This window comes from Vibrio chemaguriensis, from assembly GCF_012275705.1.
GTDB classification, from domain to species: Bacteria; Pseudomonadota; Gammaproteobacteria; order Enterobacterales; family Vibrionaceae; genus Vibrio; species Vibrio diabolicus.
The window spans coordinates 222210-243447 of sequence record NZ_SHOE01000002.1 but is presented as its reverse complement, the minus strand read 5'-3'; the positions used below and the strand labels follow the sequence as shown (position 1 = coordinate 243447).

Genomic DNA, 21238 nt, shown 5'->3' with positions numbered 1-21238 from the left:
TTGTTATGTTGTGTTGTTTTTAACAAAGCAAGCGTGAAATAAACGTGAATTATAATGTGGGTTTATGGTCGAGTAGTGTAAGTGTTGGTATGTCTATGTAAGTGTGGAATGAAGCTCATGTTCGGCTGGAACATAAATTAAACAGGTTATGGTCTGTATCGCTTTTGTTAGCACTTTGGGAAAGTGACGACAAACGTATTCCTACTATTTTCTCTGGGAATGAGCTCAAGTGTTGCACGGTGTAGTGCTGTAATGTCTTTGCAAATTGACATCCCTAAACCCGCACCGTCGCCATGTTCGGAATGACCCCGATAAAACTGTTCGAAGATTCTTTCACGAGTTTCTTTCGGGATTTCTGGACCAGTATCGGAAATTAAGACTTTGATTGTATTATTGTTCTCAGTGAGGCTGACTTGTATGTCACTGTGCTCGCCGGAGTAACGAATCGCATTATCGACGAGGTTACGAAATAACACCTCTAACAACATTCGATCACCGGATATAGCGATGTTGGAAGATGATAAACTGATGTCTTGCTTCTGCTTCAATGCTAACGGTGCCAAATCAGCAACAACGGTTTGCAACAAAGGGGTTAGCTCAACGGTGTCGAATACACGTTCTGATAAGCTATCTACTTTAGCTAAAGTCAGTAGCTGATGGATAAGGCGGTCAGTGCGTTCAATGCCTTGCAGAATGTTGTGTAAATCTCCTCTCAGTTGCTCCGGATCATTACTTTCAAGTGCATTTTCTACGTTAAGACGAAGGATTGTTAGTGGGGTTTTTAGTTCATGCGCTGCAGCACGTGTAAAGCGTTTCTCTCTTTGCCAGGCTAACTCTAGTTCAGAGAGGAGAGAGTTGAGCGAATCGACAAGTGGTGCGAGTTCAACGGTGTTGTCTTTTACATGAATGCGATCTAATCGGTGTACGTTTCTTTGTGTGATGGCGGTGCGCAGGTCGTTAATCGGTCGGAAATGTTTATCGATCAACCAAAACAGCAAAAGCAACAAAGTTGGTAGTATCAGCAATTGTTCTATTGATGTGGATAGGGCTATTTCGTGGATGATCTCTTTACGTATCTTGTATTTTTCTGCAACCACGACGTATTCATTATCATGTTTTGTTTGTGGCAGTGAAATCTGAAATGTACGCCATTGTGTACCGTCTTTTACGATATCAGCGTAGCCGTTATTATCAAAGGACGTAGAGAGTGCGTGCAAGGTTTGATCAGAGCTCCAGAGCAGTGTGTTGTCTCGATAGAATTGAAAAACCAAGTTTTGTTCATAAGGGTGGCCGAACGTTGTCACATTGTCATCGTCAGACTTTGACATTGACTCAATGTTTTCCATCCACTCATTAAATAATTCTCGATGGTTAGCGAGAGTCCTCTCTTCCGTTGAAATTGAGAGCGTCAGCAACATTAATTTTGCGGATTGTCCAAGCCTAGCGTCATAAACTTCTTCGACCTCGTGCTTCGCAGATTGGAAACTGAAATAAAGTGAGATGAGTAAGAGAACACTTACCAACACGCCTACTGATAGAGTTAACTGACGTTTGATCGAGTACGATTTCTTATCTTTCAAGAATGTACCCCACACCGCGAATATTTTTAATGACCACTTTGGGCGCTTTTTTACGCAAATTGTGAATATGAACTTCGATAGCGTTGTCGCTTGAACCTTCATCCCAGCCGTGCAGTGATTGTTGCAATTGCTCCTTACTTTGCACGCGTCCGGCGTTCGTCATCAAACTGGTGAGGATTTTAAATTCATTGCGTGTGAGTTTAAGCGGCTCGTCATCGTAGCGAATGCTTTGTTCCGATAAGGATAAAGATAACTGTCCAACTTGAATGATTTCTTCTGCACTACCGGATTGACGGCGAATCAACACACGCAAGCGAGCGAGCAACTCTTCGAGTGCAAACGGTTTTCCGAGGTAGTCATCTGCGCCGCCGTCGAGGCCTTGAACGCGATCGCGAATGTCGTCTCGTGCGGTAAGTATCATCACTGGGAGCTTAAATCCGCCTTTGCGAATATTACGCAGAACTTCCAATCCATCGATATCGGGGAGAGTGAGATCCAAAATTACTGCAGTGAACGCTTCTGTTTTGAGTGCGCTAGTCACGCCAGAGCCTTTTTCCACCCAATCCACGGTGTACCCATGGCGACTTAATGAAGTCACCATGGATTGACCGAGTAGTTTGTCATCTTCTACGAGTAATAAGCGCATGGTTTATTTCAATCTCCCAAGAGTCGCTTCAATTTCCAGTTTTCGACCTTTATCAGCCAAAGGTCGGTCAGGGCGAGGTGACGCCTGCATTGCGCGAGTCAAATACACTTTCGCTTCCTTGTCTCGACCTTCTTCTGCAAGGAAGTCTCCATAAAAATAGTTCGGATCGATGCCTTTTGGATTGATCTCTAACGCTTTTTTCAACATTTCTTCGGCTTTACCGTCATCACCAAAGCCAATTGGCCACCCCGGAACTTTGTAATACAGAGAACCTAAACTGGTGTATGCAGATCCATCAAGCGCTTGCGGTGAAGTTGCGATTACCCCTTCGAGTAAAGATTTGGCTTCTTTGGCGAGTGATAGTGCACCCAAGCCACCTTGAGCACCAGCCAGCGATGCTTTATTGATTGCCAGCCAAACAGTGAGTTCGGGATTGCCCGGTTCTCTGTCGAGATAAATACTGGTTTTGGCAATCGCGCGATGGAAGCATTGTTCCTTTTCGTCACCATCGGGCGTGCTGTACTGACATTCCGCCCATTTCTTTTGAACCTGTTGCAGTGGAGCATTACCTGCCAACGCAGCGGTCGAAGCTAACGTTGAACAAACCGTCAAAGCGCAAAGTAGTTGTTTGGTATTCATCGTCCATGTCCTCTTCAATGACTGACCCGGTTTACGTATTGGTGAATGGTTTCTTGTTGCTTACGAATCGCAGAAGAAACCACGCTTGGAAGCAGTTGATTGATGCGTGCAAAAAGCTTTTCTGGCCAACCAATCCATTTCGCGGAAATTTCTTTTTCCAACATGGTGACAACGTGATTGGCAACAACTTGCGGCGAGTCCGTTTTGTTACCCAGTTGTCGATTCATCTCATTGACGGCATCGCTATTGAGTGAGGTTTCTGTCGCTCTTGGTGCCAAATACAGCGCACGGATTCCGGTTGCGAACAGTTCTCTGTCGAGCGATTCGGTAAAACGGTGCAATCCCGCTTTTGCCGCGCAATAGGAGGTATAGCCAGGGTAGCCAATTGAGCCGAATGTGGAACCAATATTGAGAATTACCCCAGGCTGTTTTAACCACGTCAACGCCGATTGGCACAGCAGCATCGGCGCAACGAGATTGAGTTGGATTTCGTCTGCAATCTGCGTTGGTCGCTTGTGGCTTAACAACGAGAAATCGTTGCTGCCCGCATTGTTAATTAGTGCGTCCACTTTTTGATGTTGGCGAGCTCGATCTTTAATCGCAGTTAGTCCTTCTGATGAGGTGATGTCTGCAACGACTAGGTTATGGCGCTCTGGATTCGACAGTTCACGCTGTAGTGTTTGCAAGCTATCTTCGTTTCGCCCAACAAGAATGAGGCTGGCACCGCGTTTTGCTAACTCTTGCGCGATGGCTTGCCCAATTCCGCCCGTTGCGCCTGTCAGGAGAATGGTGCTGTTGTTAATGATCATGCTTCACCTCACGCCGCTTGTTGGGTTGAGAAAGAAGGCAAAGAACGCAGCATTTGTCCGTACAATGCGAACACCATTTTTGCGGAGTCGATGATGACTTGTTGATCTTCCACTTTGGTGATTTTGTTCATCAGTGATTCAAAAAATTGCAGATGATCTTGGTCTAACACGCTGTGTGAAACTAGGTAAGTCATTGCCGAAGGCGGTAGGCTTAGCGTTGACTGGATTTTTTCAGCCATTTGGCCACCAATGCCGACGCTGGTGCCTTCTAATACCCACACCATGCCAAACAGCGCGAGTGGGTTGTGGCGGTCAATGTTGTGGTAAAGGTAGGAAACCATCAGTTCAATCGGTGCTCCTACTTGACCTACATCTTTGTTGTTGCGCACTGCTTCGGCATCGCCGCCGCACGCTTTGATGTCATTTAAAATCCATTCTTGATGGCCTCTCTCTTCCTCGATGTACTCGGCAATGGCATCTCGTACCCATTCGTATTCGCCAGGTAGTCGGCCTCCACACGCCATCAGCAAGGGAACAGTGTGCTTAACGTGATGGTAAGCTTGGGTTAGAAAGGCGATATACATATCTTTGGAAATGTTGCCTTGTTGAACGTCTGCGATGACTGGCGCAGTTAACATTGCTTGTTGAGCTGCGGCAGTGCTTTGTTTGAGTTGTTCGAAAAATAAAGTCATAACCTTCTCCTTAAGAAGCCGTTAACTAAGATGCAGTTTGGAAAGACGTAATGTGTTGCTGGAAGGGCAAATCGATGCGTTGGAGCTTTTGCGCTTGCAGCGTTAATTCAGGCGTTGTGCTCGCTAATGACTGAGCCACATCATGTTCGATTTGATTTCGTTTGAGCTTGCCGTTATCCGTGTACCAACCAGAGATGGCTCGTGGGTTGTCAAGTAGCAACAAGGTTCGGATTTGAGCGTAATCGGGTAGGGTTTGGTTTAATGTATGAACCTTTGCTTCGACGTCTTCGCTATTGGCAATGACAGCGCATAATGTTTGTTGGCTATCGCCCGTAACGATCAGTGGCGTCATCGGCAAAAACGCCAACGCTTCTGATTCAATCCATTCCGGTAAGACATTTCTGCCATACGCGGTGACGATAAGGTTCTTCTTACGTCCCGAGAGAGAGACAAAGCCTTGTGCGTCAATTTGGGCTAAGTCGCCAGTCGCTAACCATTCTTGAGTAAACGGTTCATTCAAATAACCAAGAGCAACGTTGCCTTTGACGAGCAGTTCACCATCTTCCGCGATACGAATCTGAGCGTGGGGAAGCGGTTTGCCACACGTTCCTGCTTTAAATGCGGCTGGTGTATTCAAACAAACAACAGAGCCACATTCAGACAAGCCATAACCTTCAAACGCAGGGATGTTCAGTGCATGCGCGGCGTTAATCAGTTGAGACGACACTCTTGCGCCGCCAACGGCGACAAATTTTAGAGAATCCACAAGAGAGGGCTGCTGTTTCGCGATCTGAATGAGCGCAAGCAATAAAGCCGGTGTTAGCACTAAGCTTTCTGGTTTGATGGTCGCTAATGCTTGTGCAAACAGACGCGGTTCGAATTGGCTTGAACCGAGTAAGCCGGTTTGCTCTCCGGGTAAAATATATGACGTCACGCCCAACATGAGTGGAACATAAACGCCGGTTATGTTCTCGAGAAGTGTCGATAACGGAAGCAGCACTAAGTGCGAGTGTGCCGTGCCGTTTACTGCATCGGCGAGCGATTTCGCCACCAAACACAAATGATCATTGCTTAAACACACGCCTTTAGGCTGACCAGTCGAGCCAGACGTAAATGTGATTTTTCCGGTTTCTGGTAGATAAGCTGCCTGTGTATCTTCATCTCCCAACTGGTTACGACGCAGCAAAGGCAAATTGGTAATGGAAAACGGATGGTCTTGCTGATTAAAGCTTTGCTTAGGGTTAGAAGCCAACCATGCTTGCCAATCGCCGACTAAAGCATCGACGCGTGATTGCTCTAACGTATGTTCAACCTGTGCATCAGAGAAAAAAGTCGGAATAGGTACGACGACTATGTCTGCCGCCATCGCCGCCAAATCAACAATGGCCCAATTGATGCTGTTTTCTGCGCGTAGCGCGAGTGCTTTGATGTTCTGTGCAATAAGTTCGGCGGCAACGAGTTCGATCTTGTTTAACAATTCAGAGTAAGTCAGTTCAACGGTTTGATTTGCTTCGTAGCCGACAAGTGCTACTCGGCCTGGTGTCGTTTTTGCCCATTTTGTAATGGCATCGAGGAGAATATTCATACGTCACCTATATTCTGGCGTGGTGTTTAACCAAGTTGTTCTGGTTGTGTTTGCGGTTTTAACGACGTTTACTTTTCTATCTAGGCTTGTTCACGTTTTTTTTCTTGGACTAATCGAAGGCGTTCGAGTCCTTTTTGCAAATTGCCAGCTAACACACGCGGTTGATGCTCGTAGTACGCCCCCCAAGTGGACTTGGCATCGGGGACTTTATTTTGATCGGCCTGCGCGATGATATGAGGCTCCAATCCTAGGCGCGCCATCATGGCGTGAAGAGGGTCTGTTGCGGTGAAGATGCACCATTCAAAACCGAGATTGACCAGCATTTCTGCGATCAGGTAGAAGTGCAGAGATGACATGCCCTTAGCGAAAGATGCCAAGTGACCAAACTCCACTAAGTTCGAACGTTTTACGTCGCAGTTAAATACGTTAGAAACCAGCTTTTGGGCGTCGTCTTCTAAATACTGTTCAAGGAACAAAGGTTCATCTTCGGCGATGCGAAAGCCGCATACGGAAATAATTTGACCGCCGTCAATGAGGGTTAAATACGCCGGCATAAACTGTTTGAGCTCGGCAAAGAATGCTTCTTGATAACGCTGAGAAACATGCTCGATAACTTGGCTCCAAAGCGGATGCATTGGATAGACGATGTCTAAAGTAAAGCCATCTACAGAAATTTGTGCATGGTGTTTCATGAGCGCTTCCTTTGTTTGATTGGTTATCAACAAAATAAAACGCGAAACTTAAGAAACTCTTAAGGAATGAAATTAAGTAGAAACTTTAAGAAAATACTTAGGAGCAGGGCTCAATATTGTTGTAACCCTTTTTACTACGGTGAATAAAATTAGAGCCAACCGATGTGATCGGTTGGCTCTAAAGTTAGGTGTCACGTATTTTAATGGTTGTGCCGATTACATGGCTGCTTTTTTAGCTTCGTCTACCCATGCGTCGAACTTTTTCTGGTTCGCTTTGATCCAGCCATTTACATGAGACTCGATGTCTGCTGAGCTGTTCTTACCTTGGCTCATCATCATATTCTGCGCACTAACATCATTGATGTTTAGCTTGATGATTTCAAACAGCTTCGCTGCTGCTGGGTTCTTTTCAGTAAACTCTTTGTTCGCAACGATGCGCATAGAGTTCATCTCAAAGCCGTAGTTCTTACCGTTCTCTAGTGTTGTGTCGATGTCCTTACGCTCACCAGGAAGTGAAGAGAATGGCACTTCTAACCAAACAACATCTTTACCCGGAACTAAGACGCCACTTACCCAGTAAGGTGTCCAAGTGTAGTAAAGAATCGGATCGCCTTTTTTGTAACGAGAAATCGTGTCAGCGATAATCGCAGCGTAGTTACCTTGGTTGTGCGTTACTGTGTCACGAAGCTTGAACGCATCCAACTGATGCTCAACGACCATTTCACAACCCCAACCTGGGTTACAACCTGTTAAGTCCGCTTTACCGTCACCGTTGGCATCGAAAAGCTTGGCCAGTTTTGGATCTTTTAATTGACCAATATTTGTGATGCCATATTTTTCAGCGGTTTTTTTATCGATCAAGTAACCTTGAGCAGCACCACTTACATATTGACCTTTGCGGAAAAACTTATCATCACCGCCAGACATCGTGTACTTATCGGCGTGAAGAGGGAACCAACCTACAGCTAAGAAAGTGGCGTCGCCTTTAGCAATAGAGGTATAGCCTACGTTGTAATCGACTTCTTTAGTCGGTTTTACATCGTAACCAAGCTCTTCAAGTGCACGGTTTACGATCAATGTTTGAAACGTTTCCTCTGCAACGGTTGATTGAACTGGCTGAACAGTCACACCTTCACCCGGTAGTTCGCTTGCCACACCATAAGTTGAAAATGCGATAGTACTTAGAGCTCCAACAGAGAGCGCTTTCTTCCATGAATTATTCATTGATGTTTCTCCTAAGTTTTAGATCGTCTTGGTTCGTCTTTGTTTTCAGTTTTAATAGGTATGAAACAGGACCTGTGTGATACCAGCGAAGCTTGGTGTTACCCGCATTAACCCCTAATACTTGGGTAATACGGTCTAATAAAATGGCAAGAATTACGATGCCTAAGCCACCGACGGCAGCAAGACCCATATCAAGTCGGCCGATACCACGAAGTACCATTTGGCCCAAGCCGCCAACCGCAATCATTGAAGCGATCACGACCATAGAAAGTGAAAGCATCAAGGTTTGGTTTACCCCTGCCATAATCGTTGGTAACGCCAATGGCAATTGGATGCGGTAAAGCATCTGTTTTTTGTTTGCCCCGAAAGAGTGGCCCGCTTCGATCAGCTCTTCAGGTACTTGCTGAATCCCTAAAATAGTCAGGCGCACAACGGGAGGCAGTGCGAAAATGATGGTTACTACAACGCCAGGAACGTTACCAATACCGAATAGCATAACGATTGGCACTAGATAAACGAACGCGGGGGTCGTTTGCATTGCATCGAGTATTGGTCTAACAAATTTGGCTGCGGTTTGGCTTCTCGCCAACCATATCCCCATCGGTAGCCCGATAAGCAAACAGAAGAAGACGGCGGTTAAAACCAGTGCGAGCGTTGTCATCGCCTGTGACCACGCACCAATTAGGCCGATAAAAACAAGGGATACAAGTGTTGAAAAACCGAGTTTTACATTGGAAAACTGCCACGCCAGCAAAAATAAAATGAGCACCATGATAGGCGCAGGTGTGGACACCAAAGCAGTTTCAAACGAGGTAAGAATAAAGTCGATTGGAACTCGAATTGCTTGGAAAACAGGGCGACCATGTTCCACCAACCAGTTCAATCCCGATTCTACCCAGCTATCAAGTGGTAGAACCGCATCTTGGAATGGGTTCATAATGTCGAATGGCGCTTGCTCTACAGTTTCTGAGCTTAACCAGTCATTACTTGGGGCAGCGTCAGCACCTGCACCTTGTGACCAAGGATCATCTTGTGCAGGAGCGGTATTCGACCAGGGATCATTGTTAGTTTGCTCTGAAGACATCGTGTTAATCCTTATCTAGTGTTTGTAGAAGACGTGATTTAGTCACGACACCAAAGTAAGTACCTTGCTCATCAACGACAGGTACGGCATAAGGAACGCCTGCAACTAGCCCCAAAATGTCATTGATTGACTGCTCTGGCTGAAGAGTGACTTCATCCGTCAATTGAGCACTGGCTAGAGAGCGGTTTTCTTTGTGAGCCAAACGTAGTGAGTCAAGAGACACGATGCCGGAGTATCGGCTAGATTTATCGACGACAATGCCGTAATCACGGTCATGATCCATTAGAATCTGCATCGCAGAGCCCGGGCCATCATTTTCCGATTTCTTAAAGACGGCGGCTGGTTTCTTGCGAGCGATATCTTTTGCTGTCAAGACACTTGCGATGTTTACGCCGCGGAAAAACGCTTCGACATAATCATTTGCTGGGCTGTGCAATATTTCATCAGGCGTGCCAACCTGAACAACCTCACCGTTTTGCATGATGGCGATACGATCACCAATACGCATTGCTTCATCCAAATCATGAGAGATGAAGACAATTGTGCGTTTGTCATCGTTTTGTAGACGAATAAGCTCATCCTGCATCTCAGAACGGATTAATGGGTCTAAAGCGGAAAACGCCTCGTCCATTAATAGAATGTCTGGGTCACAAGCCAATGCCCTTGCTAAACCCACACGCTGTTTCATACCACCGGATAACTCGTCAGGGAAAGATTCTGCATAAGGGTCTAAGCCAACTCTTTCCAAGGCGGAAAGGGCACTTTTCTGACGTTCATTAACATCAATGCCAGCAAGTTCTAAACCGAATGCAGCGTTTTCGATCACCGTCATGTGAGGCATAAGTGCGAAACTTTGAAACACCATTGAGATATTGTTGCGACGAACTTCTCGAAGTTCGTCTTCAGAGATATGGGCAATATCTTTCCCTTTGAGATAAACACTGCCTTTCGTTGGCTCAATGAGTCGGTTTAGGAGTCGAACGAGAGTAGATTTTCCCGAACCAGAAAGCCCCATGATTACGAAAATTTCACCTTCGTTAATGGTGAGAGATACATCGTTTACGCCGACTGTTAAACCTGTCTGTTCAAAAATACCGTCCTTATCGATACCTTTTTCGATAAGCGAGAAGGCTCTTTCTGGGTCTTCTCCAAACACTTTATACAGTCCCTTAACTTCCAGTATGGGATCCATGTTATCTGTCCTTTTTTGTGTGTTTATAACTGTTTAACGATTTGTACTCTAATTAATTTTAGTTCAATTTTCAACGAATGGGGTTCGGTTAACTGGGTTTTATGTGCATACAATGAACAATTAAGTAGGTGTGGCTAAATGGTGTTTTCATTAATTAAAATAGATACTTACGGTTGGTCTTGTCTTTGCGTAACTTTTCCATGACATTGGTTTGAATTTATTTTGAAGTTTTTAGTACATTTCAACTCAGCCCACATGCATAGCTATAAGGAGAAATAGATTAGAGGTCTATATTTAAAAACATTAGAGCTCTAATTTTTGGTTGGAGTTTTATTCTGCGAACTAGGTTAGGTGTTGTTATTCTTAGATTTATTCATTGATTGATTTCAATCTTGGTGATATTTATCGCTGTAGTTTAGGCAACGTATGGAATAAAAGATGGAAGCCGAACAGTTAGAAGTGCTCAACTTCATTAGCCAGTACCCACCTTTCGATGATCTACCCGAAGAGCAGTTAAAAAAGATCGCTCTAAATGCCGAGGTTGCATACTTTCGGCAAGGCACAGAGATACTCAATTTTGGAGACACGATCCGCGACTTATATATGGTGAGAAGCGGCGCTGTGGAGATCTACCGACGTAAAGGCGAACTCTATAACAGGATTGACGCTGGTGGACTGTTTGGACAGATGGGGTTATTAATGAACAACCGTGTGCGTATGCCTGCCAAAGCGATAGAAGACACCTTGGTTTACTGTATTCCGGAGGATATTTTCAACGAGCTTTGTGATGAGTTTGAAAACTTTGCTGACTACATGGAACTGGAAGACAGCGCGCGTTTGCGAAGCGCAATATCCAGCCGCTCAGAAAGTAATGACTTTACCACTGCCAAGGCACGTAAGATCTTAGCGAGAGATCCGGTAACGTTGGAGGCGACGGCATCGATTCAAGAAGCCGCGATACTGATGGCGGAGGAAAATGTCACCTCTTTGCTTATTGTTCGCCCAGCAGAAGAACTCACAGAAGAAGATGATGAACAACTACTTGGAATATTGACTGATCGCGATCTATGTATTCGCGTATTAGCTCAGGGCATTGATACCAATATCCCAGTGAGTGAGGTCATGAGTTATGACGTGGTGTCTCTGGATTACAACGCTTATGTCTTTGAAGCCATGTTAACCATGTTGCGCTACAACGTGCACCATCTCCCTATTTTAAAAGATAAAAAGCCGATAGGAATTATTGGCATGACGGATATTGTCCGTTATGAATCTCAAAACAGTTTGTTACTCGTTAGCTCCATCTTCCAACAAACCAGCGTTGAAGATCTCAAGCAAGTTTCTGAACAAGTGAAAGACTGCTTTGTACGAATGGTGAATGAAGATGCCAACGCTCATATGATTGGTCGAGCCATGTCGGTAATTGGTAGTAGCTTTAAACAGCGTTTGGCTGAATTAGCAGAGCAAGAGCTTGGCCCTGCGCCAATTCCGTATTGTTTGGTCGCTATGGGATCGATGGCCAGGGATGAGCAGTTAATTGTAACGGACCAAGACAACGCCCTTATTCTCGACAACAGTTATGATGTTGAGATGCACGGGGAGTACTTTGAAAAGTTTGCCAAATTTGTTTGTGATGGTTTAGCAGCATGCGGCTATGCTTACTGTACTGGCGACATTATGGCAACCAATCCAGAGTGGCGAAAAACCCGAGCGGAGTGGGAGGAGTGCTTTGGCAACTGGATAGATAACCCAACTCCTGAAAGGTTGTTAAACAGTAATATCTTTTTTGATTTATTAGGTGTTCATGGGCGAGTGAAGTGGGCGGAACAATTAAGCAGCTTTATTGTTAGGCGCGCGAAAAGAAACAACCGCTTCCTTGCATGTATGGCTTACAACGCGATACGTCGTACACCGCCATTGGGCTTCTTCAAAGATTTTGTTATGGAAAAAGATGGTCGTCACCGCAATTCTATTAATTTGAAAAGAAGAGGTACTGCGCCATTGGCAGATTTGATTCGAGTACATTCATTGGCAATTGGTTCCCGTTCGCAAAACTCGTTTGACCGTTTAGACGATATCAATGATGCGGGCATTTTACCTAAAGGTCGAGGAATGGACTTGAGGGATGCAATGGAATTGATCTACATGGTTCGAATTCGTCATCAAGCACTCGATATCGAAAATGGAGATGAACCAGATAACAACATTGAGCCAGAGAACATGTCAGAGTTTGAGCGCCGAAACTTAAAAGCTGCTTTCCAAATCCTTAGTAATGCACAGAACTTCATCAAGTTCCGATACCAGAGAAGTAGCAAATAATGTGGTTCTCAAAAAATGCAGCAAAAGATCAGCCGTTGTTGGATACGTCTCGGACGCCAGAGTGGTCAACGTTATTCAAACAGCTCGCGAAAGAAGCAAGAGACGAGAGGCTCAAACGTTATTACTCGACACCGATGGTTAATGGGGAAACACCAATTGAGGAAGTGCCATTTGTCTCGGTAGATTTTGAAACGACAGGTTTGAATGCGGAAGAGGATGCAATTCTCACGATTGGACTTGTGCCGTTTACCATTGATCGTGTTCAATGTAGTGGCTCTGCGCATTGGGTTGTTAACCCTAATCGTGAGTTAAACGAAGAGTCAGTTGTGATTCATGGCATCACTGATTCTGAAGTCAAAAACGCGCCCCAACTAACCCACATTTTAGGGGAAATATTGGATGCGCTGTCAGGCAAAGTTGTGCTTGTTCATTATAAAAATATCGAAAGGCAGTTTTTTAATAACGCGTTGCTAAATAGCATTGGGGAGGGGATACAGTTTCCCGTTGTCGATACGCTAGACATTGAACACGCGATACAGCGCCGTGAATGCAGTGGCCTATTCAATAAGTTAAAAGGTAAGAAGCCAGGCTCTGTCAGGCTGGGGCATGCTCGTGAAAGGTATCGCCTTCCTGCTTATCAACCTCATCATGCTTTGACCGATGCGCTGGCAACTGCTGAACTGTTTCAAGCACAGTTGCAATATCATTTTAATCGAAGCATGCCAATCTCTTCGATTTGGCAATAAGCGTTGTTTATGATGAAGACAATAAAATGCAATGAAAGGTAGGGGGCTTTGCGATTATGATGGCGGACTGAGTAACCGCTTATAAGAACTATGTTTTTTGAACATGTGCTTGGTAGTGATGAGAGGCTTCATCACTCAAACTCCGACGAAAGTAATTTAAATTTGGTCACGTATTTTTAAGGAGATTATCCGTGAGCACCGATAATAACGGTGGCATTCAACGCCCCGATGGAAAGGTAAACGCGATAGACACTGACTATCAAATTGGTCAGGATAACGTCGCGTTAAAAGTAGGCCCGTTTGGCCTTGATATTCATAACCGTGTTTTTGCAATTTCTGGTTTAGCAATCATCCTATTTGTTGTAGTAACACTATTATTTCGAGAACAGGTAGAGCCGTTTTTCGCAGATCTAAGAGCGGGTTTGTTACACCATTTGGATTGGTTCTTTCTCGCATCTGGTAATATTTTTGTCATTGTCTGTGTTGGGTTGATTTTTACACCGCTAGGTCGGGTACGAATCGGCGGTACAGAAGCGACGCCAGATTATTCCTATGCGGGTTGGCTGGCAATGCTCTTTGCAGCAGGTATGGGTATCGGTCTGGTGTTCTTTGGTGTATCAGAACCTATGTCTCATTTTAGTTCTGCTATTGGTGGCGTGAACGTTGAGAACGGTGTTCGTACTGACTGGGCCCCTCTAGGTGGTGCAGAAGGCGATGCAAGTGCTGCATCTGCACTAGGCATGGCGGCGACGATTTACCACTGGGCGCTTCATCCGTGGTCAATCTATGCGCTATTAGCTCTTGGTTTGGCGATTTTCTCGTTTAACAAAGGCTTACCACTTACCATGCGATCCATTTTTTACCCACTGTTTGGTGAGCGTGTATGGGGTTGGACTGGTCACATTATCGACATTCTTGCCGTTGTCGCGACAGTTTTTGGCCTGGCAACGTCTCTAGGTTACGGTGCGTCTCAAGCCGCAACGGGTTTGAACTTCCTATTTGATGTCCCAATGACGAATACTACGCAGGTACTATTGATTATTGGCATCACCGCACTCGCTTTAATCTCAGTTGTTGCGGGACTAGACAAAGGCGTGAAAATCTTATCTGAGATCAACATGGGTCTCGCTGCGCTTTTACTGCTTTTCGTTATTGTTGTCGGCCCGACGATCGCGATTTTAACGGGCTTCTTCGAAAATATAGTGTCATATGTGGCTAATATTCCTGCCCTATCAATGCCATTTGGACGAGAAGACGTAAACTATTCTCAAGGTTGGACAGCATTCTACTGGGCTTGGTGGATTTCTTGGTCACCATTTGTCGGTATGTTCATTGCGCGTGTATCTCGTGGTCGTTCAGTTCGTGAGTTCATTATTTGCGTTATCCTTATCCCTTCTTCTGTTTGTGTGTTATGGATGACCGCTTTTGGTGGTAACGCTATAAGCCAATACGTGAGCGATGGTTATGAAGCCGTGTTCAACGCGGAATTACCGTTAAAACTATTTGCCATGTTAGATGTGATGCCTTTAGCTGAAATTACATCTTTCGTCGGTATTATTTTGGTGGTGGTATTCTTCATTACCTCTTCAGACTCTGGTTCACTGGTTATTGATACTATTGCTGCGGGCGGTAAGGTCGATGCGCCAACGCCTCAACGCGTGTTCTGGTGTACGTTTGAAGGCTTAGTTGCGATTGCATTGATGCTTGGTGGTGGCCTAGCGGCAGCTCAAGCAATGGCCGTGACCACAGGCCTACCATTTACGATTGTTCTGCTTGTTGCAACGGTTTCCCTAGTAAAAGGCCTGATGGATGAACCTCGTCCAAAAGCGGTTTCTAAGAAGAAATCGAAATAACCAACATCAGCAGTTAAATATTTGAATAAAGCGGCATGCGAAAGCATGCCGCTTTATTTTATTTTTGAATTTTTGCTGAGAAATGAAGACCATGGAGGACTGTTTTTTCTGTTCGTTTTTTATACTTATTCTTTAAGTGATTTTTTAATAAATTAGACCTCGAACTATTTTAAGATTTGGTTAAATGGCATATTTTTGTGATCTCCATCACAAAAATATCGATAAAAAGGCGGATTATTTGATTTTTAGTCGCGAGGAATGCCCATAATAAAAAGGAAATTTAATTAGACCTCAAAGGATATGTATTTCCACATGATCACATCAGCACCTTGGGTTCTTTATCCAGAGATTGGAGAAGACTCAAGTAAAAAATGGATTTTTCGTGAGCCTAAAATCTCTGATGGTGACGACATTTACAGCTTAATTGCAGACTGTCCTCCATTGGACATGAACTCATCTTATTGCAATTTCCTACAGTCTACGCATTTCAGCAAAACCAGTATTTTGGTTGAGCAAAAAGGCGAAATCGCAGGTTTCATTTCCGGTTATCAGAAACCAGACGAGCAAGACGTTTTATTTGTCTGGCAAGTTGCAGTCTCACCTCGCTTTAGAGGTCACGGTTTAGCATTCCGTATGTTGAAAGAACTTCTCACCCGAGAGGAATTGGGCGGTGTTAAATCGGTAGAAACTACCATCACGGAAGATAATAAAGCCTCTTGGGCATTGTTCAAAAAGTTAGATGCGATGAACGGCAACTCTGGCCAAGTAAGCACATTTTTGGATGAAGAAGCCCACTTTAAAGGCAAACACGATACAGAATATTTGTATCGCATTCCTCTCAAATAATCCTCAAACAATAGGAATTAAAAACGGTCTCATCATGGATATTTTCAAAAAGCAGGAATCCAACGTACGCTCATATTCAAACAATTTCCCAGTCGTTTTTCGTAAAGCGAAAGGCTGCTGGCTGGAAACAGAACAAGGTGAACGATACTTAGACTTCCTTGCTGGAGCGGGATCTCTAAATTACGGCCATAACAACCCAGTACTTAAGCAAGCACTGCTTGAGTACATTGAGATGGACGGTATTACTCACGGTTTGGATATGCACTCAGAAGCGAAAGCATCGTTTCTTGAAGCGTTGGATACTTACATCCTTAAACCAAGAAACTTGGACTACAAAGTTCAGTTTACTGGCCCAACTGGTACTAACGCCGTTGAGGCAGCACTTAAGTTAGCGAAAAAAGTAAAAGGTCGCGACAGCGTCGTTGCATTTACCAACGGTTTCCACGGTTGTACAGCTGGCGCTCTAGCTGCAACGGGTAACCAGCATCACAGACAAGGTAACGGTTCTAGCTTAAGTAACGTCACTCGTATTCCATTTGAAGGTTACGCTGGCGTTGATGGTCTAGCATTGTTCGAAACCATGCTAAACGACAACTCTGCAGGTATGGATAAACCAGCCGCTGTACTTCTTGAAACTGTGCAGGGCGAGGGTGGTTTAAATGCTGCTTCAAACGAGTGGTTACAACGTTTGAGCAAAATCTGTAAAGCCAACGACATTCTTGTGATTGTCGATGACATTCAGGCTGGCTGCGGACGTACAGGTACTTTCTTTAGCTTTGAGCCGTCAGGTATTCAACCAGATATCGTGACGCTATCGAAATCGATCGGTGGTTACGGTTTACCAATGGCCGTCGTTCTACTCAAACCAGAGCTAGACCAGTGGAAGCCAGGTGAGCATAACGGCACGTTCCGTGGCAACAACCATGCATTTATTACCGCGGCGAAAGCATTAGAAATTTATTGGGCAAATGATGATTTTGAAACACACATCAAGCAGTGTTCAGACAAAGTAAGTGCTGTTATTGATCGCTGCGTTCGTCGCTTCCCACAAATGTTTGTACAGAAAAAAGGTCGCGGCATGATGGTTGGTATTGAGTGTATCAACGGTGATATGGCATCTGAAATCGCGAAAAACTGTTTCGAAAACGGAATGGTAATTGAGACAGCTGGCCCTGACGACGAAGTCGTTAAGTTCTTCTGCCCACTTACGATTAGCGAGTCAGAATTAGACCAAGGACTAAGCATCTTTGAAAGTGCAGTGGAAACCATTGCTGCGAAACATTTCAAACAAGCATCTTAATAAGGATTATTAATTATGATCGTCAGAACACTCGATGAGTGTCGCAACAGTGAGCGACGTGTGGTTTCAGATAACTGGGAAAGTGTCCGTATGTTGTTGAAAGATGACAACATGGGTTTTTCTTTCCACATTACTACGATTTATGAAGGTACTGAAACACACATTCACTATCAAAATCACCTAGAATCGGTTTTTTGTATGAGCGGTGAAGGTGAAATTGAAGTCGTTGGTGGAGAAACTTACCCGATTAAACCGGGTACGTTATACATCCTTGATAAACACGATGAGCACTACTTGAGAGCTTATAAGAATAAAGAAATGGTAATGGCGTGCGTATTCAACCCACCAATTACCGGCGCTGAAGTGCACGATGAAAACGGTGTTTATCCTCTCGTTGACTAAAAGATAGAGGTGGGGTGCTTGTCGCCCCACGATCAACTATCTCTTCTTTTTTCTTTTAAAGTTACCAATCAAAAAAGGCTTATCATGACATTTACCGTAGAAAAAATCGGCGGTACATCAATGACAGCATTTGATGCTGTTCTCGACAACATTATTCTTCGTCCTAAATCGCCATACAATCGTATCTTTGTCGTCTCTGCATACGGCGGTATGACCGACGCGCTACTCGAATGTAAAAAAACCAGTAAGCCAGGTGTTTATCAGCTTATCGCGAAACGTGATGACAAATGGGAAGAAGCGCTAGCATATGTAGAAAGCCGTATGCTGCTCACAAATGAAAATATTTTCGCGGACCCAATGAATCGTATCCGTGCAGATAAATTCATTCGCTCACGTATTGCTGAAGCGAAAAACTGTATTGCGAATATTTTAGAAACTTGTCAGTACGGTCAGTTTTCGCTACGTCAGTATTTGCCTCAAATTCGAGAGTTTCTGTCGTCTATCGGTGAGGCGCACAGTGCTTACAACACGGCACTGAAACTAAAAAATATGGGTATTAACGCTAAGTTCGTTGACCTGTCCGGTTGGGACAATCAAGCGCCAAGAAGCCTTGATGAATCGATCAGTGATGCGTTTGCTGATATCGATGTGTCAAAAGAACTGCCAATCGTTACAGGTTATGCTTACTGTAAGGAAGGCCTAATGCACACTTATGACCGAGGTTATAGTGAGATGACATTTAGCCGAATTGCAGCGATAACAAAAGCGGATTTAGCGGTAATTCACAAAGAATATCACTTGAGCTCTGCAGACCCGCGTGTTGTTGGTCCTGAAAAAGTTTTGCCAATTGGTAGTACAAACTATGACGTAGCAGACCAACTTGCTAACCTTGGCATGGAAGCGATTCACCCAAATGCAGCCGCAGGTTTACGCGAGAGTGGTATTGAGCTACAGATTAAAAATACATTTGAACCTGAACACGAAGGCACTTTGATCTCTTCAAGCTACCGCCCAGGAGAAGACAAAGTCGAAATTATCGCAGGTAAAGAAAAGGTGTTCGCACTGCATTTGTTTGACCAAGCGATGGTGGGAAAAGCCGATAACGTTAGCTACGAATTAATGGAAATTATCTCTGATGCTCGCGTAAGTTTAGTTGGTAAAGAGATGAACGCGAACTCTATTACTTACTATCTAGGTGGCAGTACTGATAGCTTGAACAAAGTATTGTATAAAGCTGAAAAACGCTATCCGAATGCGTCGATTAAAGGCCGTATGGTCGCGCTGATTTCAGCCATCGGTTCTCAAATTGACACTAACAAGACACTAGCGAAAGGTGTACTTTCTTTGATGAACAATGGCGTAACGCCAGTTGCACTTCACTCATCAATGAGAAATGTAAACGTTCAGTTCGTAGTGGGTGATAAAGAATATCAGCGTGCGATTTGCGCATTACATGATGAATTCTTTCAGAGCAATAGTTTAACTAAATCGGTTAACGTAGCTTAGTTTATTCACGGTTAAAATACAAAGGAGAGCAGGTTTGCTCTCCTTTTTTTTTGTTTTTCTGTGTTCTCAATATGGGCCCGTTTTGCATGGAGTAAACTACTGAGCTAAGTGTGTCCGTAGAGATACAGATAAGCCAGCAGAACTCTGCTGGCTCAGTAACGCAATCTAGAGTGATTAATTAGATTACTTAACTTTATTCACTTCCTGTTTAAGCATTTCTAACTGCTGCATCTTTTCTTGCATCTGCAAAGAGTCGTAATTTAAAGAAGCAGGGTTCATAGTTGTACCGCGTTGCATTGGGTATTCAGGTAACGTTTTAAAGAAGTCGCCAACAACGTCTTGAATTGGTACAAACAACCAAATGTTGTCTGCCATCCAACGTAGGTACATTTGTGACTCGCTAGGACCTTTTTCAAATGGGTCAGCACGTAAGTGAATGATCTTAGGCCAGTTTGGTACAGATCGCACGGCGTCGCTTAGGTTTCCTTCCAGAGTTGCAAAGTGAAGTTTCCAGTCATTCCAGCGTACTGCGTTTAGTTCACCATTTGAGGTGAAGTAGAGCAGAGACTCACGTGGTCCTTTCTCTTCTTTTCCCTCGAAGTATGGCATGAAGTTGTAGCCGTCTATATGGACACGCCAGTCTTTACCATTTGCTTTGTAACCTTCAGCAAGCTTTTCTTTCACGTCAGGAACGCCAGCTGCCGCCAACAATGTTGGCAACCAGTCTTGATGAGCCATCATTTCGTTGATTTTCGTTCCTGGCTTAATGACACCTGGCCAACGCACAAGTTGAGGCACACGCATACCGCCTTCCCAAGTCGTGCCTTTCTCACCGTGGAATGGGGTTGCGCCCCCATCAGGCCAAGTCATGGTCTCTGCGCCGTTATCTGTTGTATAAATAACGATGGTGTTGTCAGCAACGCCTAACTCATCGAGTTTGTCGAGCAATACGCCGACTTGATCGTCATGCTCTAACATGCCATCAGCGTAAATGCTAACACCGGATTTACCTCGGTACTTTTCTTGTAATCGGGTCCACACGTGCATGCGCGTAGAGTTATGCCAGATGAAGAAAGGCTTATCTGCTTTAACCGCTTTCTCCATAAACGATAAAGTGCTTTCGAGGAACTCTTCGTCCGCGTGTTCCATGCGTTTACGCGTCATTGGGCCAGTATCTTCAATCTTACCGTCGGCATAAGATTTAATTACACCACGAGGACCATAGTTTTTACGGAACTCTGGGTCTTTAGGGTAATAGTAGGTTTCGGGCTCTTCTTCTGCATTAAGGTGGTACAAGTTACCAAAGAATTCATCAAAACCATGATTGGTAGGTAGGTGCTTATCTTGATCGCCCAAGTGGTTTTTACCGAACTGAGCTGTCATATAACCTTGGTCTTTTAGTAAGTCAGCAATAGTTGGTGCCCAATCTGGAATCCCATGGTCGGAACCCGGCATACCAATCGTCAGCAAGCCAGTGCGAAATGGTTCTTCGCCAGTAATGAATGCTGCTCGACCCGCAGTACAAGACTGTTGGCCGTAATGGTCTGTAAACAAAGCACCTTCGTTCGCGATACGATCGATGTTAGGGGTTTTGTAACGCATCATACCTTGGTTATATGCGCTGATGTTCCAGTAACCGACATCGTCACCGAAAATTGCGAGTATGTTGGGTTTGTCTGCCGCCATCGCTGCGCTGGACGTTGCTAACAGTCCGACGCCTACTGCGATTTTTCTCAATTGGTTTGCCATAAAAAACTCCAGATGGTTGAGAGTAACGAGAAGCACAAGTAAACCTTGTGCTTAGGTGCTGCATAAGTTAATGATGTGTATAGAAAAATCCTCTTATACTCTTTATAACCATAAGTTATTGAGGGTATTTAACTATTTGTTTCTAAAGAAAAATACTTGTCATTCTGATGGTTTGGGGAGGTTTTAAAAATAGAGATGGGTCACTAATGAATACCAGAGCAGGTTGCTGGTGAGACGAATAAAGTTTCAGCAAAAACACCGAGATACTCCCTAATCGGGGGACGAAGAATGGAGCACTCATTTTGAAGGCCTTTCACTTCTAATTATTTGTATAACCAAGGGGTTAGCGACTATATTGATTCAAGTTGCACCAT

General features: G+C 44.5%; 18 protein-coding genes. 7 read left to right on the top strand and 11 right to left on the bottom strand.

Annotated features, from left to right (window positions below; genetic code table 11):
- Positions 1-167: 167 nt before the first annotated feature.
- The 10 genes from EX191_RS03365 to proV all read right to left on the bottom strand — a co-directional run bounded on the left by EX191_RS03365 (position 168) and on the right by proV (position 10143).
- Entirely contained in the window at positions 168-1580 is a 1413-nt protein-coding gene (locus EX191_RS03365) for a sensor histidine kinase (protein ID WP_193447131.1), read from the bottom strand.
- A complete protein-coding gene (locus EX191_RS03360) occupies positions 1570-2226 on the bottom strand; it encodes a response regulator (RefSeq protein ID WP_109168399.1) in 657 nt (218 codons plus the stop codon). The genes EX191_RS03365 and EX191_RS03360 overlap by 11 nt, the downstream gene beginning before the upstream one ends.
- Before the next feature lie 3 nt (positions 2227-2229).
- A complete protein-coding gene (locus EX191_RS03355; RefSeq protein WP_193447129.1) occupies positions 2230-2865 on the bottom strand; it encodes a tetratricopeptide repeat protein in 636 nt (211 codons plus the stop codon).
- A 14-nt stretch (positions 2866-2879) separates the two neighbouring features.
- Positions 2880-3674: an SDR family oxidoreductase gene (locus EX191_RS03350; protein WP_193447128.1), complete on the bottom strand. Its 795-nt coding sequence runs from the start codon at positions 3672-3674 to the stop codon at positions 2880-2882.
- An 8-nt stretch (positions 3675-3682) separates the two neighbouring features.
- Complete coding sequence (locus tag EX191_RS03345) at positions 3683-4366, bottom strand: iron-containing redox enzyme family protein (protein ID WP_193447126.1); 684 nt, start codon at positions 4364-4366, stop codon at positions 3683-3685.
- Between the two features lie 25 nt (positions 4367-4391).
- Positions 4392-5951 (bottom strand): AMP-binding protein, encoded by a 1560-nt coding sequence (locus tag EX191_RS03340; RefSeq protein WP_193447125.1) that lies wholly within the window; start codon positions 5949-5951, stop codon positions 4392-4394.
- 80 nt (positions 5952-6031) lie between these two features.
- The gene (locus EX191_RS03335; protein WP_193447124.1) at positions 6032-6643 is read right to left on the bottom strand and encodes a thermostable hemolysin; all 612 of its coding nucleotides are present in this window, start codon (positions 6641-6643) and stop codon (positions 6032-6034) included.
- A 216-nt stretch (positions 6644-6859) separates the two neighbouring features.
- Entirely contained in the window at positions 6860-7867 is a 1008-nt protein-coding gene (gene proX, locus EX191_RS03330; RefSeq protein ID WP_005393392.1) for a glycine betaine/L-proline ABC transporter substrate-binding protein ProX, read from the bottom strand.
- Positions 7860-8951, bottom strand: coding sequence for a glycine betaine/L-proline ABC transporter permease ProW (gene proW / locus EX191_RS03325; protein WP_046874899.1), 1092 nt, complete (start codon positions 8949-8951; stop codon positions 7860-7862). The genes proX and proW overlap by 8 nt, the downstream gene beginning before the upstream one ends.
- A 4-nt stretch (positions 8952-8955) precedes the next feature.
- A complete protein-coding gene (gene proV, locus EX191_RS03320; RefSeq protein WP_005393388.1) occupies positions 8956-10143 on the bottom strand; it encodes a glycine betaine/L-proline ABC transporter ATP-binding protein ProV in 1188 nt (395 codons plus the stop codon).
- 438 nt (positions 10144-10581) lie between these two features.
- Between proV and EX191_RS03315 the strand changes: the two genes are divergently transcribed.
- The 7 genes from EX191_RS03315 to EX191_RS03285 all read left to right on the top strand — a co-directional run bounded on the left by EX191_RS03315 (position 10582) and on the right by EX191_RS03285 (position 19115).
- Positions 10582-12462, top strand: coding sequence for a DUF294 nucleotidyltransferase-like domain-containing protein (locus EX191_RS03315; protein WP_006741594.1), 1881 nt, complete (start codon positions 10582-10584; stop codon positions 12460-12462).
- The gene (locus EX191_RS03310) at positions 12462-13208 is read left to right on the top strand and encodes a 3'-5' exonuclease (RefSeq protein ID WP_005393383.1); all 747 of its coding nucleotides are present in this window, start codon (positions 12462-12464) and stop codon (positions 13206-13208) included. The genes EX191_RS03315 and EX191_RS03310 overlap by 1 nt, the downstream gene beginning before the upstream one ends.
- Before the next feature lie 191 nt (positions 13209-13399).
- The gene (locus tag EX191_RS03305) at positions 13400-15061 is read left to right on the top strand and encodes a BCCT family transporter (protein ID WP_005393381.1); all 1662 of its coding nucleotides are present in this window, start codon (positions 13400-13402) and stop codon (positions 15059-15061) included.
- Between the two features lie 312 nt (positions 15062-15373).
- Entirely contained in the window at positions 15374-15907 is a 534-nt protein-coding gene (ectA, locus tag EX191_RS03300; RefSeq protein ID WP_005393379.1) for a diaminobutyrate acetyltransferase, read from the top strand.
- A 34-nt stretch (positions 15908-15941) separates the two neighbouring features.
- Positions 15942-17207: a diaminobutyrate--2-oxoglutarate transaminase gene (ectB, locus tag EX191_RS03295; protein WP_005393371.1), complete on the top strand. Its 1266-nt coding sequence runs from the start codon at positions 15942-15944 to the stop codon at positions 17205-17207.
- Between the two features lie 15 nt (positions 17208-17222).
- Positions 17223-17609 carry an ectoine synthase gene (locus tag EX191_RS03290; protein ID WP_005393369.1) on the top strand — a complete coding sequence of 129 codons (387 nt, stop codon included), beginning with the start codon at positions 17223-17225 and terminating at the stop codon, positions 17607-17609.
- An 84-nt stretch (positions 17610-17693) separates the two neighbouring features.
- Positions 17694-19115 carry an aspartate kinase gene (locus EX191_RS03285; RefSeq protein ID WP_193447123.1) on the top strand — a complete coding sequence of 474 codons (1422 nt, stop codon included), beginning with the start codon at positions 17694-17696 and terminating at the stop codon, positions 19113-19115.
- Positions 19116-19298: 183 nt separating this feature from the next.
- On the opposite strand, the gene EX191_RS03280 is transcribed toward EX191_RS03285, so the two are convergent.
- Entirely contained in the window at positions 19299-20864 is a 1566-nt protein-coding gene (locus tag EX191_RS03280) for an arylsulfatase (protein WP_193447122.1), read from the bottom strand.
- Positions 20865-21238: the final 374 nt, after the last annotated feature.

What these genes read in the sequence shown, in the direction of transcription:
- EX191_RS03290 (WP_005393369.1), top strand. Translation starts at nt 17,223, where the DNA reads ATGATCGTCAGAACACTCGATGAGTGTCGCAACAGTGAGCGACGTGTG.
- EX191_RS03340 (WP_193447125.1), bottom strand. Translation starts at nt 5,951, where the DNA reads ATGAATATTCTCCTCGATGCCATTACAAAATGGGCAAAAACGACACCA.
- EX191_RS03355 (WP_193447129.1), bottom strand. Translation starts at nt 2,865, where the DNA reads ATGAATACCAAACAACTACTTTGCGCTTTGACGGTTTGTTCAACGTTA.
- ectA (WP_005393379.1), top strand. Translation starts at nt 15,374, where the DNA reads ATGATCACATCAGCACCTTGGGTTCTTTATCCAGAGATTGGAGAAGAC.
- EX191_RS03360 (WP_109168399.1), bottom strand. Translation starts at nt 2,226, where the DNA reads ATGCGCTTATTACTCGTAGAAGATGACAAACTACTCGGTCAATCCATG.
- proX (WP_005393392.1), bottom strand. Translation starts at nt 7,867, where the DNA reads ATGAATAATTCATGGAAGAAAGCGCTCTCTGTTGGAGCTCTAAGTACT.
- EX191_RS03310 (WP_005393383.1), top strand. Translation starts at nt 12,462, where the DNA reads ATGTGGTTCTCAAAAAATGCAGCAAAAGATCAGCCGTTGTTGGATACG.
- EX191_RS03335 (WP_193447124.1), bottom strand. Translation starts at nt 6,643, where the DNA reads ATGAAACACCATGCACAAATTTCTGTAGATGGCTTTACTTTAGACATC.
- EX191_RS03350 (WP_193447128.1), bottom strand. Translation starts at nt 3,674, where the DNA reads ATGATCATTAACAACAGCACCATTCTCCTGACAGGCGCAACGGGCGGA.
- proV (WP_005393388.1), bottom strand. Translation starts at nt 10,143, where the DNA reads ATGGATCCCATACTGGAAGTTAAGGGACTGTATAAAGTGTTTGGAGAA.
- EX191_RS03285 (WP_193447123.1), top strand. Translation starts at nt 17,694, where the DNA reads ATGACATTTACCGTAGAAAAAATCGGCGGTACATCAATGACAGCATTT.
- proW (WP_046874899.1), bottom strand. Translation starts at nt 8,951, where the DNA reads ATGTCTTCAGAGCAAACTAACAATGATCCCTGGTCGAATACCGCTCCT.
- EX191_RS03315 (WP_006741594.1), top strand. Translation starts at nt 10,582, where the DNA reads ATGGAAGCCGAACAGTTAGAAGTGCTCAACTTCATTAGCCAGTACCCA.
- ectB (WP_005393371.1), top strand. Translation starts at nt 15,942, where the DNA reads ATGGATATTTTCAAAAAGCAGGAATCCAACGTACGCTCATATTCAAAC.
- EX191_RS03345 (WP_193447126.1), bottom strand. Translation starts at nt 4,366, where the DNA reads ATGACTTTATTTTTCGAACAACTCAAACAAAGCACTGCCGCAGCTCAA.
- EX191_RS03280 (WP_193447122.1), bottom strand. Translation starts at nt 20,864, where the DNA reads ATGGCAAACCAATTGAGAAAAATCGCAGTAGGCGTCGGACTGTTAGCA.